Source organism: Litchfieldia alkalitelluris (genome assembly GCF_002019645.1).
Classification (GTDB): domain Bacteria; phylum Bacillota; class Bacilli; order Bacillales; family Bacillaceae_L; genus Litchfieldia; species Litchfieldia alkalitelluris.
Map to the genome: position 1 here is coordinate 1,076,146 of NZ_KV917374.1, position 17,247 is coordinate 1,093,392.

Below are 17,247 nucleotides of genomic sequence, written 5' to 3' on the forward strand. Positions count from 1 at the left end.
ATGAATCGTTTATATCGTTCACGGTCAAACCGAAAGTTGGGTGGCGTAATTGGAGGGCTTGCAAAGTATTTTAACATTGATGCTTCCTTGTTAAGGGTGTTGTTTGTACTTGGTCTAATCGCAAGCTTTGGAACCTTCTTTCTAATTTATATTGTTTGGATCTTTGTTGTACCTAATGAAGAGGATGTTATAAAGTAATGAAATGGATCCTAAGTATTATTGTTAACAGTATTATATTAATTGTGGTGGCAGGATATATTGATAGTTTTCATCTAGAAGGTCTTACTGCTGCTATTATTGCAAGTGTCATTTTATCGGTGTTAAATATCATTGTAAAACCGATATTAGTTATTTTAACGTTGCCAGTTACTGTACTTTCATTGGGGTTATTCTTATTTGTCATCAACGCGATTACATTAATGATTACTCAAGGTCTTATGGGTGATTCATTTGTCATTGACGGTTTTGGGACTGCGGTGTTGGCAGCGATTATCATCTCTATTTTGAATTTGCTCATTCAAAAGGTTATTATTGATCCGATTCAGGAGAAGAAAAGAAAATAGCATTATAGTAGAAGAGCTTGTGGGAATGTCCAATTTCTCATGGGCTCTTTGTTTGTGGAGACAAGGTAGACCTTTATGCCAACTAGTATTTGCTGAAGGTATGAAGATGTGTCCCTACCATGTGTGGAATGAGCGAAGAGCAACTCGACTCCTGCGGGATGTGCGGTCAGCGTGAGACCCCGCAGGAGCCAAAAAGCGACGAGGAGGCTCACGGGCGCCCCGCGGAAAGCAGGTGGATCGCAGCGAATGCAACTCACTAACCTAGGTGATTTTGAGGATAGACAACCATGCAAATAAAATTCGCACCATGAAGGATGAAAATACTTTGTGTTGAATGAGCGAAGAGCCACCTGACTCCTGCGGGATTTAGCGGTCTCGTGAGACCCCGCAGGAGCTAAAAGCGACGAGGAGGCTCACGGACTGCCCCGCGGAAAGCAGGTGGATCGCAGCGAATTGAACTCCGCAACCTAAGTTATTTTCAGGGTAGACATCCATGCTAAAAAAGTATTTCGCACCATGGTGAATGAAAATGTTTCCTCCTCAGTGTGGAATGAGCGGAGAGCCACTTGACTCCTGCGGGATCGAGTGGTCTCGTGAGACCCCACAGGAGCCCGCCCCTGGCGACGAGGAGGCTCACGGACCACCCCGCGGAAAGCAAGTGGATCGCAGCTCATGGAACTCCACAACCAAATTTATTTTCAGGGTAGACATCAATGCTAATTAAAATTAGCACCATGGAGTATGAAAAATTGTACTTAGCTTAGTGTCTAGCTCCAGGCGCTATCGGCTCTCAGGTCTAAGTCAATCCTGCTAGAAGGTTAAAGAACAACCTTCTAGCAGTCTCGCCTTATGCCTGTCGCCGATGATCGAGCGCCTTCCGCTTTTCGTTTTTCAGGGTAGACATTTTCCTGTACTTATAAAATTAAAAAACCTTCCTCCAAATGACTATGGAGAAAGGTATGTTTAAATTAACTCAGTTCGCTGGTCCCTCAAGCATAACTGTCTTTGCCATGGCTAATAATTGAGCCACAACTTCTCCTTGTTGCTCAATGTTTGTGATATGAATGGTTAGCTTCATTGCTGGAGTTTCTTCTTTTTCTTCAATTAGCAAGATTTGTACCCACTCTTTTTCATTATCTGCATGAAGCATTACTGCGTTTTCTAAAATCTCATCCGGCTGGGCAAAAACATCACGGTGTACGGTTTCGCTCACTGACTTCAGTTGTTCGGTTGAGGATTCTTCGACAAGCTTCCAGTCTGCGTCTTGAGCTAGTACTTCAACTCTCATATAAACATTTTCATCCTCAGTATATAGAACGATATCTTTACCAGGTTCTTCACTTTCAAGCTGATAACCTTCGTATAAATAGATAGAGAATCCTTGGTTTGAGCTATGGATCAAAAACGCAGATTCTTCTTTTGTCTCTCCTTCAAACTGGTATGGTAGAAGGAGATCCATTAATCTAATATAGGTTTCCCCACCTACTGTTTCCTCTTCCAGCTCTTCTTCAGTAGATTCTTCAACAACTGGTGCAGCCCCATTACTTGTTTCTTCAACAGGCTCCACAGATTGTGTTGTTCCACATGCACTAATAAATAAAAGAACAAATAGCATTGATATGATTGTTTTCATGATCGTTATTTTCATTTGAATTCCTCCATTATTTAAGGCTCTTTTCTAAAACGATTGTTGGTATTTGACATTAAATAAAATTGCACTATGATTTTTTGGATTCTGGTTTTAGTATAGGAAGAAGATGCCACACTAACGTTCATAGTGAATTTAGATGATCTTTCAAAAGCAACAAAGTCTATGAAAATAGCCTTGTATAACTGAACACGGCCTGCGCAGGTTGTGTGTCTCTGTATTAATAGTCGTTAGTTAATGGAAAATGTTTCATGTTAAAACAAAATATTAAACTTGTCTTATTTTCAATTTTTTAATCGTTCAAAAAAGTGATAGAATAGGTATTAGTGTTCTAGAGTCGATTGGCTCATATAAAAGGAGGAAATCACAGTGCCAAAAGTACGTACAAAGGATTTACTTGAGAAATTTGATTTAGAGCTAATTAGCGGTGAAGAAGGAATAAATCGTCCGATTACCACAAGTGATATATCAAGACCTGGAATAGAGATGGCGGGTTATTTTACATATTATCCAGCTGAGAGAATTCAGCTGTTAGGAAAAACTGAGCTTACATTTATTCAACGATTAGAACTAGATGAAATAAAATCAAGAATGGAACAGCTGTGTACTGATATTACTCCCGGAATTATCGTATCTCGTGAAATGGATGTACCAGACGCGTTGATTGAAGCATGTGAACGTGAATCCGTACCATTGTTAAGATCAGGAGAGAAAACGACCAGACTTTCAAGTAGGATCACAAACTTCTTAGAAAGTAAGTTAGCACCATCTACAGCGATCCATGGAGTTTTAGTCGATATTTATGGTGTTGGTGTACTTATTATTGGTAAAAGTGGTGTTGGTAAAAGTGAGACTGCTTTAGAGCTTGTTAAACGAGGTCACCGTTTAGTCGCTGATGATTGCGTTGAAATAAGACAAGAAGACAAAGATACGTTGATCGGTAATTCTCCAGAGTTAATTGAGCATTTGTTAGAGATTCGTGGATTGGGAATTATTAATGTGATGACGTTATTTGGTGCGGGAGCAGTTCGAAGCTATAAAAGAATTACTCTTGTTATTAACCTTGAATTATGGGATCAAACGAAGCAATATGATCGTTTAGGACTTGAAGATGAATATATGCGTATAATTGATTCTGACGTCACGAAGTTAACTGTTCCTGTTCGACCAGGCCGAAACTTAGCTGTTATTATTGAAGTAGCTGCGATGAATTTTAGATTAAAGAGAATGGGTGTTAATGCAGCTGAGCAGTTTTCAGCACGTCTAACGGATGTGATTGAAGACAATGAGCATGAAGATTTATAAACCAGTTTTTTAAATGTATAATATGTCTACAAAAATAGATATTAATGTTTTTTAACAAAAGGAAGGTGAACTTATGGAAAACGGGATACAACCGATCAATCCAGTCTTTTTTGAGCTAGGACCGATAGCTATCCATTGGTATGGATTAATCATTGGTATTGGGGCGATGCTGGGACTTTTTATTGCAGTAAAGGAATCAGAACGCCGTGGTTTGCATAAAGATACTTTTGTGGATTTAGTGCTTTTTGCGATTCCAATCGCTATTCTTTCGGCACGTGCTTATTATGTCATCTTTAAATGGGACTATTATTCACAAAATCCAGGTCAAATCATCCAGATTTGGGAAGGCGGGTTAGCCATTCATGGAGGACTGATTGGTGCCATTGTTACTGCCATTGTTTTTGCTAAGAAGCGTGGCATTAGCTTTTGGAAGCTAGCTGATATTGGTGCACCAAGTATTATTCTCGGCCAGGCAATTGGCCGTTGGGGAAACTTTATAAATCAGGAAGCACACGGTGGAGAGGTAACGAGAGCATTTTTAGAAAATCTTTATTTACCTGAATGGATTATTAATCAGATGTATATAAATGGCGCGTATTATCATCCTACATTCCTTTATGAATCAATCTGGAATTTTGTTGGATTCATTTTGCTATTATTATTAAGAAAAGTAAACTTAAGACGTGGGGAATTATTTTTAAGTTATGTGATCTGGTATTCAGTCGGAAGGTATTTTATTGAGGGACTTCGAACAGATAGCTTGATGCTTACTGATATGCTTAGGATTGCACAAGTGATTTCAATTGTTTTAGTTGCAGTTGCAGTTGCTATTATTATCTATAGAAGAGTTAAGGGGCAAGCGAAAGAGAGATACTTAGAAAGCTAGTAGGGGAGAGAGTCGAGTGCTTGAAACCAGCAAGAGAGGCTTATTGGTTGGTCTTAAAACAACATGGACTTTGGGGAAAGTCATTTTTCCAATTACTTTAATTGTTACGATTTTAAAATATACTCCCGTTTTAGGTTGGTTGATTAGTGCGATTGCTCCTATCATGAGTATATTTGGGTTGTCTGGGGATGCAGCAATCCCTTTAGTGATTGGGAATTTTCTAAATTTGTATGCTGCGATTGGTGCCATTTTAACACTTGATTTAACCGTAAAAGAAGTATTTATTTTAGCAGTGATGTTATCTTTTTCACACAATCTGTTAATAGAGTCTTCCGTGGCGGCAAAAGTAGGAATAAAAATTTGGATCATTGTTTCGGTTAGAATTGGTTTGGCTTTATTTTCAGCGATCGTAATCAATTTAGTATGGAATGGTGGCGGCGAACTTGCAAAGTACGGGTTCGTTCAACCGTCTGAAGAACTGGCTGTCGGCTGGTTTGCTATTTTACTAGAAGGTATTCAAAAAGCTTCATTTGGTATTTTGCAGTTAGCTCTCATTATCATTCCGTTAATGATTGCGATTCAATTTTTAAAAGAGTTAGGCTGGCTAGATACCTTTTCGAAGTGGATGTCACCTTTTACAAGAATGCTCGGCATGAAAGAGAACACCTCAACCACACTTGCGGCAGGTTTGCTAATTGGGCTTGCATATGGGGCTGGAGTAATGATTCAGGCAGCAAAAGAAGATGATGTTTCGAAAAAGGATTTGACCTTAGCTTTTATTTTCCTTGTTGCATGTCATGCTGTGATTGAGGATACACTGATATTCATACCTCTTGGGATACCTGTTTTACCATTATTACTATTTCGTGTAGTTACAGCCATAATTCTAACGATGGTGGTTGCTTATATTTGGAAACGGGTAGAACAGAATAGTAGAAAGGAAGCTTCTTATGGGAATTAATACACTTTTATTTGATTTAGATGGAACATTAATTGATACGAATGACCTTATTATTTCTTCATTTATGCATACACTTGAACAATATTTTCCGAATGAATTTACTCGTGAGGATGTATTGAAATTCATTGGTCCACCTTTATATGATTCTTTTGTTGCACTTGATGAAAATCGAGTAGATGAAATGATTGCTACTTATCGAGAACATAACATTGCTAATCATGATGCTCTTGTTAAAGAGTACGAAGGAGTTTATGAGGGAATTAAGGAACTCCATGCAAAAGGTTATAAGCTCGGAATTGTAACAACAAAAATGAGAAACACCGTAAATATGGGCCTAAAGCTTACTGGGTTAGATCAATTCTTTGATGTCGTTGTTACATTAGATGATGTAAAAAATGCAAAGCCAGATCCGGAGCCAGTTCAGCTTGCATTATCACAGTTGAAGTCGAAAGCATCAGAAGCGATTATGGTCGGTGACAATTCACATGACATTTTATCAGGGAAGAATGCAGGAACATTAACTGCGGGAGTTGCATGGACAGTTAAAGGGAAAGAATATTTAGCTACGTTTGAGCCGGATTTTATGCTTGAGCACATGAATGATTTAATTAAAATCGTTGGAGCTGAGTAAGATTGAGAAGAACGACAAGATATCCAGTAGAAGGGGCTAATTCGCTTTGGCATGTGTATAAAACGGTCCCGTTTTGGAAGGTTGTAAAAAACTTCATTGTTATTCAGCTTGCTCGATATACCCCTATATTGGGATTGAAGAATTGGTTATATCGCACCTTTTTGAAGATGAAAATTGGAGATCAAACTTCTTTTGCATTAATGGTGATGTTGGATGTGATGTTCCCTGAGAAAATCAGTGTGGGCCGAAATACAGTGATCGGATATAATACGACGATCCTAGCTCACGAATATTTAATTAAAGAATATCGTCTTGGTGATGTTGAGATTGGTGATGAAGTCATGATTGGTGCCAATTCAACCATCCTACCAGGAGTCAAAATCGGCAACCATGCAATTGTCTCAGCTGGAACTCTAGTCCATAAAGATGTCCCTGAAGGATGTTTTGTAGGTGGGAATCCGATGAGAGTGATCTATACGAAGGAAGAAATGTTGGAGCGGGAGTAGGTGGTGCCACTGTCACCGCTTGAAATTTGTCGAATAAGAAAGTTAGCCACAACCTGTTGAAGGGTTGTGGTTTTTTACGTTTATTTGAAGATTTAGTGCAGTCTTGGTGTCTTGTTCGAGGTTCTTTTGCTCGTGGTCATAATGCGGGAGTTTCGGAAGGTACTTGTTGTGCTAGTCACCCTCAAGCGGGCTAGAGATTTGTGTGAATTTTAATAAATATTAAAAAGCGCTAATAAGTCTAACAAAACGGCTAATAAAATGATCAGAATGGCTAATAAAATGGTCAAAACGGCTAATAAAATGATTAAATTCGCTGATAGCGGGATCGGGGTCCATATAAAATGCCCTAATCTAGCGGCTAAACGAGCAATTTGCGGAACAAATTGCTGAAAATCATTGATGTAATATCAAATTCACAGCTAGTAATAACAATTTGGAGAACAATGAAGAAAAAATAACACTCAGTAAATAAAATCCGCTGCCCCACTGTCACCACCCGATATTTGTCGAACTAGTTTATATCGTATAAACTAGAGAAGGATAAAAGGTGTAATTTTCAGAAAGATTATTGATTATGGTTGACGTATGTTTACAGGAGTTGTAAACTACATATAACTTCATCTTATTAGCATATTAGCGAACTAAAGTGTTTTCGTTGTTTAAATAATATAAAAAACTATATAATTGATACAAATTAAATTGGTGGTGGAATAGTTCATGTTGTTTATGTTTGAAAAACCGTTAGGAATGAGAGATACATTACCTTCGTTATATGAAGCAAAGAAAAGAGTACGTCAGTCAATGACAGATGAAATCAATAGCTGGGGCTTTCAGTTTATTGAAACACCTACACTTGAATATTATGAAACGATTGGTGAGGCATCAGCTATTTTAGATCAGCAGCTATTCAAATTGCTTGACCAACAAGGTCATTCGTTAGTACTAAGACCTGATATGACTGCACCTATTGCGAGAGTAGCAGCTTCTCGTTTATATAATGAAGGCTATCCATTAAGGCTAGCTTATTCTGCTAATGTATTCCGTGCTCAGCAAAGAGAAGGCGGCAGACCAGCAGAGTTTGAACAAATTGGGGTCGAGAGCATTGGAGATGGAACTATAAGCTCTGATGCCGAGGCCATTGCATTAATGGTATCTTCTTTGAAAAAATCTGGGTTATCACATTTTACGGTTGCAATTGGACATATTGGCTATGTGAATGCCTTATTTTTAGAAATACTCGGTAATGAAGAACGAGCAAATGTGTTGAGACGCTTTTTATATGAAAAGAATTATGTAGGATACCGAGAGCATGTGAAAAGCTTAGCTCTTTCATCGATCGATAAACAAAGACTGTTATTACTTCTTCAGTTAAGAGGAAATGAAACGAAAATTGCGGATGCGAGAGAAAATGTAGAAAGTGTTAGTGGTCGTGAGACGGTTGAAGAGTTAGACCAACTTTGGACACAGCTTGAAGCGTATGGTGTGACCGATCATATTAAAATTGACTTTAACCTTGTAAGTCATATGAGTTATTATACAGGGATTTTATTTGAGGTATATGCGGAAAATGTCGGCTTTTTAATTGGAAATGGTGGACGCTATGATCAACTATTTGAAAAATTTGGTCGTCCTGCTCCGGCAACAGGATTCGGAATTCGTCTTGATCGGTTAATAGAAGCATTAGATTTAAGTGAAGAAAAAGAGGATATTCATTGTGTGATTTTTAGTGGAGAGCAGCGTAGTGCAGCCATCCAATTTGCACAAGAAGAGCGAAGTAAAGGGAAAAGAGTTATTTTGCAGGATATCAATGGTTTGAATGATGTAGATGCTTGTGCAAATGCATTCAATGAAGTGACTTATTTTATCGGAAAAGGAAAAAGGGGGGCAGAGTGATGAGAGAAATATTAACCATTGCCATGCCTAAAGGGCGAATATTTGAAGAAGCAGTTGTGCTATTAAGAAATGCAGGCTATCAGCTGCCACCTGAATTTGATGACTCTAGAAAGCTGATCATCGATGTTCCAGAAGAGTCGATTCGCTTTATATTAGCAAAACCAATGGATGTAACAACCTATGTAGAGCATGGTGTAGCAGATATCGGGATTGCAGGTAAAGATGTCATGCTTGAAGAAGAACGTGACGTGTATGAGGTTCTTGATCTTAAAATCAGTAAATGTCATTTAGCAGTTGCAGGCTTACCGAATACGAAAATGAGTGATGTTGCACCAAAAGTAGCAACAAAATATCCAAACGTAGCATCTAGTTATTTTAGAGAGCAAGGACAACAAGTAGAAATTATCAAACTGAATGGTTCGATTGAGCTTGCGCCAATGATTGGATTAGCTGATCGGATTGTAGATATTGTATCTACGGGAAGAACGCTTGAGGAAAATGGCCTTGTTCAGATGGAACATATTGTTGATATCACCTCACGCTTAATTGTAAATCCTGTTAGTTATCGTCTGAAAGATAAAGTGATTGATGATTTAGTTGAAAGACTTTCAAATACTCTATCTTCGTAAAATAAATGAATGCCACTCAATACATCTAAAGTAGGTGAAAATAATGAAAATTGAACGTGTAAATAGTGAGGTATCACTTAAAAGAACGATTGATAGTGGGACAGAAGTACAACGAAACGCAGTTCAATCTATTTTAAATGATGTCATAAATGAAGGCGATGCTGCACTTTCTCGATATACAGAAAAGTTTGATGGTGTCTCATTATCTGATTTTCAAGTAACAGAGGAAGAAATTAGAGCGGCTTATTCAAGCTTAGATGATGAACTAGTTGCAATTATCAAGGAAGCAGCTGCAAATATTGAGGACTATCATTCTAGGCAAGTGAAACAATCATGGATTACGATGCAGGAAAATGGCACGCTTTTAGGTCAAAAAATAACACCTCTAGATGCGGTTGGCGTTTATGTACCCGGTGGCAAGGCTGCCTATCCATCTTCTGTATTGATGAATGTGATTCCAGCAAAGGTAGCGGGTGTGAAGCGAATCGTCATGGTTTCACCACCTGACAAGGATGGATTATTGCCAGCAGGTGTGTTAGTTGCAGCCAATGAATTGGGAGTCAAGGAAATCTATAAAGTTGGTGGTGCTCAGGCAGTTGCTGCTCTGGCATATGGAACGGAGTCCATTAAACAGGTAGATAAAATTGTCGGACCAGGAAACATCTATGTTGCGCTTGCAAAGCGTGAAGTATTTGGTACGGTCGATATTGATATGATTGCAGGACCAAGTGAAATTGTCGTACTCGCAGATAAAACCGCAAAGGCGAATGAAGTCGCTGCGGATTTATTATCACAGGCAGAGCATGATGAAAGAGCTTCGAGTATTCTAGTGACACCTTCAATGGAGCTTGCTGAAGCGGTAGCGCTTGAAGTGGAAAAACAACTAGAGACTTTACCGAGAAAAGAGATCGCAGAAGCGTCCATACGTGATTTCGGGGCAATCTATGTAACATCTTCATTAGCAGTAGCAGTAGATGTTGTAAATGATTTAGCGCCAGAGCACTTAGAGATTATTACAACCGATCCAATGAACTTGATGGGTAAAATACGTCATGCAGGAGCTATTTTCTTAGGGAGATATAGTACTGAACCCATTGGTGATTACTTTGCCGGTCCAAATCATGTGCTTCCTACAAACGGAACAGCACGATTTTCGAGCCCGTTAAGTGTTGATGATTTTGTGAAAAAGTCTAGTATTATTTCATATAGTGAGCAAGCTGTAAAAGAGAATGCAGCTAAGATAGCAGCTTTTGCAAGATTAGAAGGTCTTGAGGCCCATGCAAGGGCGGTAGAAGAACGGTTGAAAGATTAAAAATATTGGGGGTAAATGCTAATGTCAAGACAATCCGTGGTGGAACGAAAAACAAATGAAACAGATATAAAGTTAAGCTTTGAGGTTGATGGTGAAGGTCAATCAAACCTTGATACAGGTGTTCCATTTTTAACTCATATGCTTGATTTATTCACAAAGCATGGTCAATTTAACTTAACAGTTAATGCGAATGGAGATACAGAAATTGATGATCACCACACAACAGAAGATATCGGAATCTGTCTAGGGCAGGCGTTACGTGAGGCGTTAGGTGATAAAAAAGGGATTAAACGCTATGGAAATGCATTTGTTCCGATGGATGAGGCATTAGCGCAAGTGGTCATCGATTTAAGCAATCGTCCTCATTTTGAACTAAAAGGAGAGTTTCCGAGCTCTCGTGTAGGAACCTTTGATACTGAGTTAGTTCATGAATTTTTATGGAAGTTAGCATTAGAAGCAAGAATGAACCTTCATGTGATCGTTCATTACGGAACAAACACTCATCATATGATTGAAGCAGTATTTAAAGCATTAGGACGTGCTCTTGATGAAGCAACGATTGTGGACCCGCGTGTGAAGGGAGTCCCTTCGACGAAAGGAATGTTATAAATGATAGGTATTATTGATTATGGCATGGGGAATTTATACAGCGTGAGCAAGGCCCTTGAACGCATGAACTATGAATACGTCATATCAGATTCTCCGGCCGTCTTAAACAAGACAAAAGGGTTGATTCTACCGGGAGTGGGTTCCTTCAAAGATGCGATGTCTATATTAAATGAAACAGGTCTTACAAGCTACATAAAGGAAACGGTAGCAACGGGTAAACCGCTTCTTGGGATCTGCTTAGGTATGCAACTGTTGTTTGAAAAAAGTGAAGAAAATGGCTTAACAGAAGGCTTAGGTTTTTTAAAAGGAGAAGTCATTCGTTTTCCTGGTGAAACTCCCTCTGGTGAGTTATATAAAGTACCACATATGGGTTGGAATGAATTAAATATACAAGCAAATTCACCGTTGTTAGCTTCGATTGATCAAGGTCATGTCTACTTTGTTCACTCCTATTATGTGAATACAGAGGACAAAGATGTGGTCTTAGCAAGTAGTTCTTATGATGTGGAAGTGCCGGCTGTGGTTGGGGATGGGCAAGTATTTGGAACTCAGTTTCATCCTGAGAAAAGTAGTGATATTGGATTAACAATTCTAAAAAACTATGCAGCGGTCGTTGAGGGGAGATAAAATGTTATGAGTTTTACGATTTATCCTGCCATTGATATGCGTGGTGGAAAATGTGTAAGGTTGGTACAAGGGGATTATGATCAAGAAACAGTATACGGCGATTCCCCATTTGATATGGCAAAGCTTTTTGATGATGCTGGGGCTGAGTGGATCCATATGGTTGATTTGGATGGTGCGAAACTTGGAAAACGTGTAAATGATCAGTATGTGGTTGAGGTTGCACAGAAGCTTCGTGCAAAGGTGCAAATTGGTGGAGGTATCCGAACAGAAGAAGATGTTACCTATTATATTGAAAATGGGGTCGATCGAGTCATCCTTGGTAGTGCGGCCATTTCCAATCCTAAGTTTGTAAAAGAGATGTTGAAAAAATATGGTTCGAAAATTGCGATTGGTATAGATGCGAAAGATGGATATGTAGCAACTGAAGGCTGGTTAAATACTTCAACAGTAAAAGCGACTGATCTTGGCGTGGAACTCACGAATGCTGGGGCAGAGGTATTTATTTTCACTGATATCGCGACCGACGGAATGCTATCGGGTCCGAATCTTAAGGCTGTTGTAGAAATGGCACAAGCGACTGGTAAGCAAGTCATTGCATCTGGCGGTGTAAGCTCAATCGCTGACCTAAAGAGTCTAAATGTGGTTGAGGGTGAAGGTGTAAGTGGTGCAATTGTTGGAAAAGCCCTTTATACAAATCAATTTACTCTAGCTGAAGCACTTAGAGAGGTGGGAAATAAGTGATAACAAAGCGTATTATTCCTTGCCTTGATGTAAAAGAAGGACGTGTTGTCAAAGGAATTCAGTTTGTTGGATTAAGAGATGCTGGCGATCCTGTTGAATTAGCGAAGTTTTATGATGAAGAAGGTGCAGATGAGCTAGTATTCCTAGACATCTCAGCTTCACACGAGGGGCGTAAAACCATGGTTGAGGTTGTTGAACAAGTAGCAGCACAGCTTGCAATTCCTTTTACCGTTGGTGGTGGAATTAACTCTTTGGAAGATATGAAAAAGATTCTTCGAGCAGGGGCAGATAAAGTATCATTAAACACAGCTGCATTACTTAATCCGGAATTAATCACCGAAGGAGCTAACTTTTTTGGCTCGCAATGTATTGTTGTGGCGATTGATGCTAAATTTGATGAAGAACTAGGTTCATGGCGTGTTTATACACATGGTGGTCGTAATGCGACTGACTGGGAAGTTGTCTCATGGGCAAAAGAAGTGGTGAAGCGTGGTGCAGGTGAAATCCTTCTCACGAGCATGGATAGTGACGGTGGCAAAGATGGATTTAACCTGAAATTAACGAGCGCTGTTAGTTCCGCTGTTTCTGTACCTGTTATTGCATCTGGGGGAGCGGGAAATTCAGCTCACTTTGCTGATGCGTTTGCAGACGGAAAAGCAGATGCAGCACTAGCCGCAAGTATTTTTCATTATAAAGAAACTTCTGTTAAAGAAGTAAAATCATTTTTAAAGGAAAAGGGGGTTAATGTGCGATGAGTTTCCCTATCGATCTTGTTTTTGATGAAAAAGGGCTAATTCCTGCGATTGTCCAGGATGCAGCAAGTAAAGAAGTGTTAACATTAGCATATATGAATGAAGAATCGTTTCAAAAATCGGTTGAAACCCGTGAAACATGGTTTTATAGTCGTTCAAGACAAGAGCTTTGGCATAAAGGAGCAACTTCAGGTAATATCCAAAAAATTGTAGATATGAGATATGACTGTGATAAGGATGCGATTCTTGTCTTGGTGCAACCTGAGGGACCAGCATGTCATACAGGAACCTATAGTTGCTTTAATGATAGCTTGCTAGAAAATAAAGTAAGATCAGAAGCAGACCGTTTCGCAATTATCAATGAATTAGAACAGCTTATTGCTGCTCGAGAGGCTGAGCGACCAGAAGGATCTTATACAACTTACTTATTTGAAAAAGGCGTTGATAAAATCCTTAAGAAGGTTGGAGAAGAAGCTTCAGAGGTCATTATCGCTGCAAAAAATCGTGATGCAGAAGAACTTAAATGGGAAACAGCTGACTTGCTTTATCACTTGCTTGTACTTTTACGTGAACAAAAACTACCGTTGTCTGAAGTGTTGAAAGCTTTGGAAAAGAGAAGGTAAATATAAAGTAACAGGGAATCATGGGGTGTCTGTGATTCCCTTATTTTTTGGGGGAGATGGGCCGAGGAGAATGGTATCCAGGTTATATTGCTTGCTGAGTGAAAGTCTACTCTGAGAATAAGTTTGTGGAAACGATAACTTGGGTCAACTACCTCAAAAGTGGTCCTATGATTAACTTCCTCCTTGTTTTGGCCTGGTCAACTGGATCATAGAGGGGGAGTTCCGCCGTATAACCCGCAGAGTCGAGTGGCTCTCCGCTCATTTGACACAAAGTATGCAACATTTTTGTTAATCATGGAGCAAATACTCACCTTTAAGCAATACAAAGGAACAATCTAATCAAGGAGACTCTTGTTAATTAGGTCCGTCCCTTGTTACTATAAAGACAATCTCCCCTATATCTAGCGCGTAAATATGTGTTATACTACCTTCGGTGAGAAATTAGAATTTGGAGGTTTCGATGGGAAATCATACGGTAAATAATAGACAACATCTAACGAAAATAATCCCGTTTGTCCAAACAGGCGAATATTATTTCAAAAAGGGATTAAAAGCCTATCGGAAACGTGATATATATAAAGCAAAAAAACACTTACAGCGTGCTATTCAAATAGAACCAGAGGATTCAATGTTCCAATGTCAGCTCGCTGTTGTATTAACTGAGATTGGTGAATATACTCAATCCAATCGAATTCTATTATCTATTATCGAAGGTATCGATCATGAGATGACTGAATGCTATTATTTCATAGCAAATAATTTTGCCCATCTTGGATTGTTTCAGGAAGCTTATAAATATGCAAATCAGTATTTAGACATAGATCCAGATGGTGAGTTTGCAGAGGATACGGAAGATTTATTAGATTTATTAAGCATTGAAACGGACTTTGTTGAAGAAGAGGTAGAACTTCAGGATGAATTAATCGTTAAGCAAGAAAAAGCTCGAGAATACTTAGAAGCTGGCGAGTTAGAAAAAGCCATTTACTTATTAAAGGAAATCATTGAGCAATATCCAGATTTTTGGTCTGCTTATAACAATCTAGCTCTAGCATACTTCTATTCAGGTGAAGTGAAAAAAGCAGCTGATATTCTTGAGGATGTTCTAGATAAAAATCCAGGAAATCTACATGCATTATGTAATATGCTCGTATTTCTTTATTATCAACGTAAAAATAAAAAAGTGAAGGAACTTACGAAACGACTTGAATCAATTCATCCGATATTGGTTGAACATCGTTATAAGCTTGGTGCAACTTTTGGGCTTATTGGACGTTATGATCTTTCGTATAAATGGCTCCGTCATCTACACAAACAAGGGTTTCAAGGGGACGAAACTTTTTATTATTGGTTAAGTCATTCTGCTTACTTTACAGATCGAATAGAGCAGGCTAAAAGTGCGTGGGCTCGAGTGTTAGAAGAAAACCCGGACAAGAAAGGTTCTGAACCTTGGGCTGAGGGGAAAAGTAAGAATTTTAATGATATTCTTGATAAATGGCTGCAAGGAGATTTCATTGAAGAACGTTTGTATGGCCTGTATTTGTTAAGTAAAACAAATAAGTCCATTTTAAAAGAAGATCTTGAAGGCCTTGAATTACATGCAACACTTGAACAGGAATTTGCAGAATATATTTGTCAGATATCTCGAGTGAGGAAAAAAGATCACTCTCCAGAGTATATAAAGAACGGCTATATGACTGCTGATATGCTTTGTCAGTTTAACAAAAATAATGAACATACAGCAGAGGGGCTGTATTTGACTTGGTTTATGATTTTTGACCAAGCAGTTATCCGAAGCTATAGTATGGGTAATTGTACGGCCTGGGCAGCAGCGACTGAATATATCTGGGGAAAATATCAGTTGTCACCATCCAGTCAGAAAGAAATAGCATATAAGTATGGTATTTCACAAGCAACGATTACTAAATATGTAAAACTTGTGAAAGAACTCCTCCAGTGAGCAAAAAAATAGACGTTATGACTGTTGTTTTATAGGATATTAGTATGGAAAGAAGCTTTTTGTAAAACAATTATAGAAGAACTCATAACAGTTTTTTTAGGGAGTGACAAATGTGTCAGAAGAAAAAATTTATGACGTGATTATTGCGGGTGCTGGTCCTGCAGGATTAACAGCTGCTGTTTATACATCTCGTGCAAATTTATCAACGTTAATGCTTGAGCGTGGTATCCCAGGTGGGCAGATGGCCAATACAGAGGATGTTGAAAACTATCCTGGATTTGACCATATTTTAGGTCCAGATCTTTCGAATAAAATGTTTGAGCATGCAAAAAAGTTCGGTGCTGAATATGCGTACGGGGATATTAAAGAGATTATTGATGGTGAAGAATATAAAACGATTATAGCAGGAAGCAAACAATATAAAGCACGCGCTGTGATTATTTCAACAGGTGCCGAGTACAAGAAAATTGGTGTGCCAGGCGAAAAAGAACTTGGTGGACGTGGCGTTTCATATTGTGCTGTATGTGATGGAGCATTTTTTAAACAAAAAGAACTAGTTGTAGTTGGTGGCGGAGACTCGGCAGTGGAAGAGGGCGTATATCTTACTCGTTTTGCTACTAAGGTAACGATCGTGCACAGACGTGATGAACTTCGCGCCCAAAAAATTCTTCAACAACGTGCATTTGATAACGAAAAGATTGATTTCATTTGGAATGCAACAGTGAAGGAAATCAATGGAGATGGCAAAGTCGGAAGTGTCACATTAGTTGATACGGAAACAGGAAAAGAAAGAGAATTTCCTGCTGATGGAGTATTTATCTACATTGGAATGGTTCCACTTTCAAAGCCATTTGAAAACCTAGGGATTACAAATGGTAGTGGATATATTGAAACGAATGATCGAATGGAAACGAAAGTTCCCGGGATTTTTGCAGCAGGGGATATCCGTGAAAAATCACTTCGACAAATCGTAACGGCAACAGGTGATGGAAGTATTGCCGCACAAAGTGCACAGCATTACGTAGAAGAACTTGTAGAGAAACTAAAAGCCTAATAAACGTAATTACTATTTAACCCTGTTGTAACATGTATGCAACAATTATTTTGTATGATAAGGATAGTAATTGACCCCCTTTTATAAAATAGATACATTTTGGCACGGGTTTTCGGAAACCTCGTGCTCTTTTTTTGTCTTTTTTGATGTCGTATTTAATTAAGTAGCTGCTCCGTCCTAACACCCTAGTTGCGCTTATTTTTTTTGAAAAATACAAAAATAAACAAATAAACAATTCATGTTCATTGTTACTGTTATAGAGAAATAGTATAATAAGATAAATCAGGCTGTTTTCGTATATTTTGTTGCTTTTTAAAATCACGTAGCAACAATCTTTCGGAAAAGAGTCCAAATAAAGAATTTCCCTTGTCTTTTTAGAGACAGTAGGGTTAATTCTATCATAGGCTGTATATGTAAACTTTGTTGATTACTAGCAGGTCTAAACGACTATGAACCCAGAGGATGCTTTTTTCAATAAATTTATTATAGTTCCTTAAAAACATCTTCTTTAGATAGCATTACTTTCAGATTAGGCTTTCCTAAAAAATAA

At 38.6% G+C, this 17,247-nt stretch carries 18 protein-coding genes; 17 read left to right on the forward strand and 1 reads right to left on the reverse strand.

The features are described from left to right. Nucleotides 1-198: a PspC domain-containing protein gene (locus BK579_RS04850; RefSeq protein ID WP_078543926.1), complete on the forward strand. Its 198-nt coding sequence runs from the start codon at nucleotides 1-3 to the stop codon at nucleotides 196-198. Continuing rightward, entirely contained in the window at nucleotides 198-563 is a 366-nt protein-coding gene (locus BK579_RS04855; protein ID WP_078543927.1) for a phage holin family protein, read from the forward strand. The genes BK579_RS04850 and BK579_RS04855 overlap by 1 nt, the downstream gene beginning before the upstream one ends. A gap of 973 nt (nucleotides 564-1,536) precedes the next feature. Here BK579_RS04855 and BK579_RS04865 read toward each other — a convergent pair. Next, the gene (locus BK579_RS04865) at nucleotides 1,537-2,211 is read right to left on the reverse strand and encodes a hypothetical protein (RefSeq protein ID WP_078543929.1); all 675 of its coding nucleotides are present in this window, start codon (nucleotides 2,209-2,211) and stop codon (nucleotides 1,537-1,539) included. Between the two features lie 369 nt (nucleotides 2,212-2,580). Here BK579_RS04865 and hprK point away from each other — a divergent pair, with 369 nt between their 5' ends. From hprK to trxB, 15 genes are all read left to right on the forward strand, one after another. Next, the gene (gene hprK / locus BK579_RS04870) at nucleotides 2,581-3,516 is read left to right on the forward strand and encodes an HPr(Ser) kinase/phosphatase (RefSeq protein WP_078543930.1); all 936 of its coding nucleotides are present in this window, start codon (nucleotides 2,581-2,583) and stop codon (nucleotides 3,514-3,516) included. A gap of 73 nt (nucleotides 3,517-3,589) precedes the next feature. Continuing rightward, nucleotides 3,590-4,402, forward strand: coding sequence for a prolipoprotein diacylglyceryl transferase (lgt, locus tag BK579_RS04875; RefSeq protein ID WP_078543931.1), 813 nt, complete (start codon nucleotides 3,590-3,592; stop codon nucleotides 4,400-4,402). Nucleotides 4,403-4,418: 16 nt separating this feature from the next. Beyond that, nucleotides 4,419-5,363 carry a nucleoside recognition domain-containing protein gene (locus BK579_RS04880; protein ID WP_078543932.1) on the forward strand — a complete coding sequence of 315 codons (945 nt, stop codon included), beginning with the start codon at nucleotides 4,419-4,421 and terminating at the stop codon, nucleotides 5,361-5,363. After that, nucleotides 5,353-5,994, forward strand: a complete 642-nt coding sequence (gene ppaX, locus BK579_RS04885; protein WP_078543933.1) for a pyrophosphatase PpaX — start codon at nucleotides 5,353-5,355, stop codon at nucleotides 5,992-5,994. Before BK579_RS04880 ends, ppaX begins: the two co-directional genes overlap by 11 nt. 2 nt (nucleotides 5,995-5,996) lie before the next feature. Continuing rightward, complete coding sequence (locus BK579_RS04890; RefSeq protein ID WP_078543934.1) at nucleotides 5,997-6,500, forward strand: acyltransferase; 504 nt, start codon at nucleotides 5,997-5,999, stop codon at nucleotides 6,498-6,500. A 717-nt stretch (nucleotides 6,501-7,217) separates the two neighbouring features. Further along, nucleotides 7,218-8,393: an ATP phosphoribosyltransferase regulatory subunit gene (locus BK579_RS04895; protein WP_078543935.1), complete on the forward strand. Its 1,176-nt coding sequence runs from the start codon at nucleotides 7,218-7,220 to the stop codon at nucleotides 8,391-8,393. After that, nucleotides 8,393-9,022: an ATP phosphoribosyltransferase gene (hisG, locus tag BK579_RS04900; RefSeq protein ID WP_078543936.1), complete on the forward strand. Its 630-nt coding sequence runs from the start codon at nucleotides 8,393-8,395 to the stop codon at nucleotides 9,020-9,022. The genes BK579_RS04895 and hisG overlap by 1 nt, the downstream gene beginning before the upstream one ends. Nucleotides 9,023-9,065: 43 nt before the next feature. Beyond that, a complete protein-coding gene (hisD, locus tag BK579_RS04905; RefSeq protein ID WP_078543938.1) occupies nucleotides 9,066-10,334 on the forward strand; it encodes a histidinol dehydrogenase in 1,269 nt (422 codons plus the stop codon). A gap of 21 nt (nucleotides 10,335-10,355) precedes the next feature. Then, nucleotides 10,356-10,943: an imidazoleglycerol-phosphate dehydratase HisB gene (gene hisB, locus BK579_RS04910; RefSeq protein WP_078543940.1), complete on the forward strand. Its 588-nt coding sequence runs from the start codon at nucleotides 10,356-10,358 to the stop codon at nucleotides 10,941-10,943. Next, on the forward strand, nucleotides 10,944-11,570 hold the full coding sequence (gene hisH / locus BK579_RS04915) for an imidazole glycerol phosphate synthase subunit HisH (RefSeq protein WP_078543942.1): 627 nt from the start codon (nucleotides 10,944-10,946) through the stop codon (nucleotides 11,568-11,570). A 6-nt stretch (nucleotides 11,571-11,576) separates the two neighbouring features. Beyond that, on the forward strand, nucleotides 11,577-12,311 hold the full coding sequence (gene hisA / locus BK579_RS04920; protein WP_078543944.1) for a 1-(5-phosphoribosyl)-5-[(5-phosphoribosylamino)methylideneamino]imidazole-4-carboxamide isomerase: 735 nt from the start codon (nucleotides 11,577-11,579) through the stop codon (nucleotides 12,309-12,311). Further along, entirely contained in the window at nucleotides 12,308-13,066 is a 759-nt protein-coding gene (gene hisF / locus BK579_RS04925; RefSeq protein WP_078543945.1) for an imidazole glycerol phosphate synthase subunit HisF, read from the forward strand. The genes hisA and hisF overlap by 4 nt, the downstream gene beginning before the upstream one ends. Beyond that, the gene (gene hisIE, locus BK579_RS04930; RefSeq protein WP_078543946.1) at nucleotides 13,063-13,686 is read left to right on the forward strand and encodes a bifunctional phosphoribosyl-AMP cyclohydrolase/phosphoribosyl-ATP diphosphatase HisIE; all 624 of its coding nucleotides are present in this window, start codon (nucleotides 13,063-13,065) and stop codon (nucleotides 13,684-13,686) included. The genes hisF and hisIE overlap by 4 nt, the downstream gene beginning before the upstream one ends. 460 nt (nucleotides 13,687-14,146) lie before the next feature. Continuing rightward, entirely contained in the window at nucleotides 14,147-15,643 is a 1,497-nt protein-coding gene (locus tag BK579_RS04935; protein ID WP_078543947.1) for a tetratricopeptide repeat protein, read from the forward strand. Between the two features lie 112 nt (nucleotides 15,644-15,755). Further along, on the forward strand, nucleotides 15,756-16,697 hold the full coding sequence (gene trxB / locus BK579_RS04940; protein WP_078543949.1) for a thioredoxin-disulfide reductase: 942 nt from the start codon (nucleotides 15,756-15,758) through the stop codon (nucleotides 16,695-16,697). The last annotated feature ends 550 nt before the right edge of the window (nucleotides 16,698-17,247 follow it).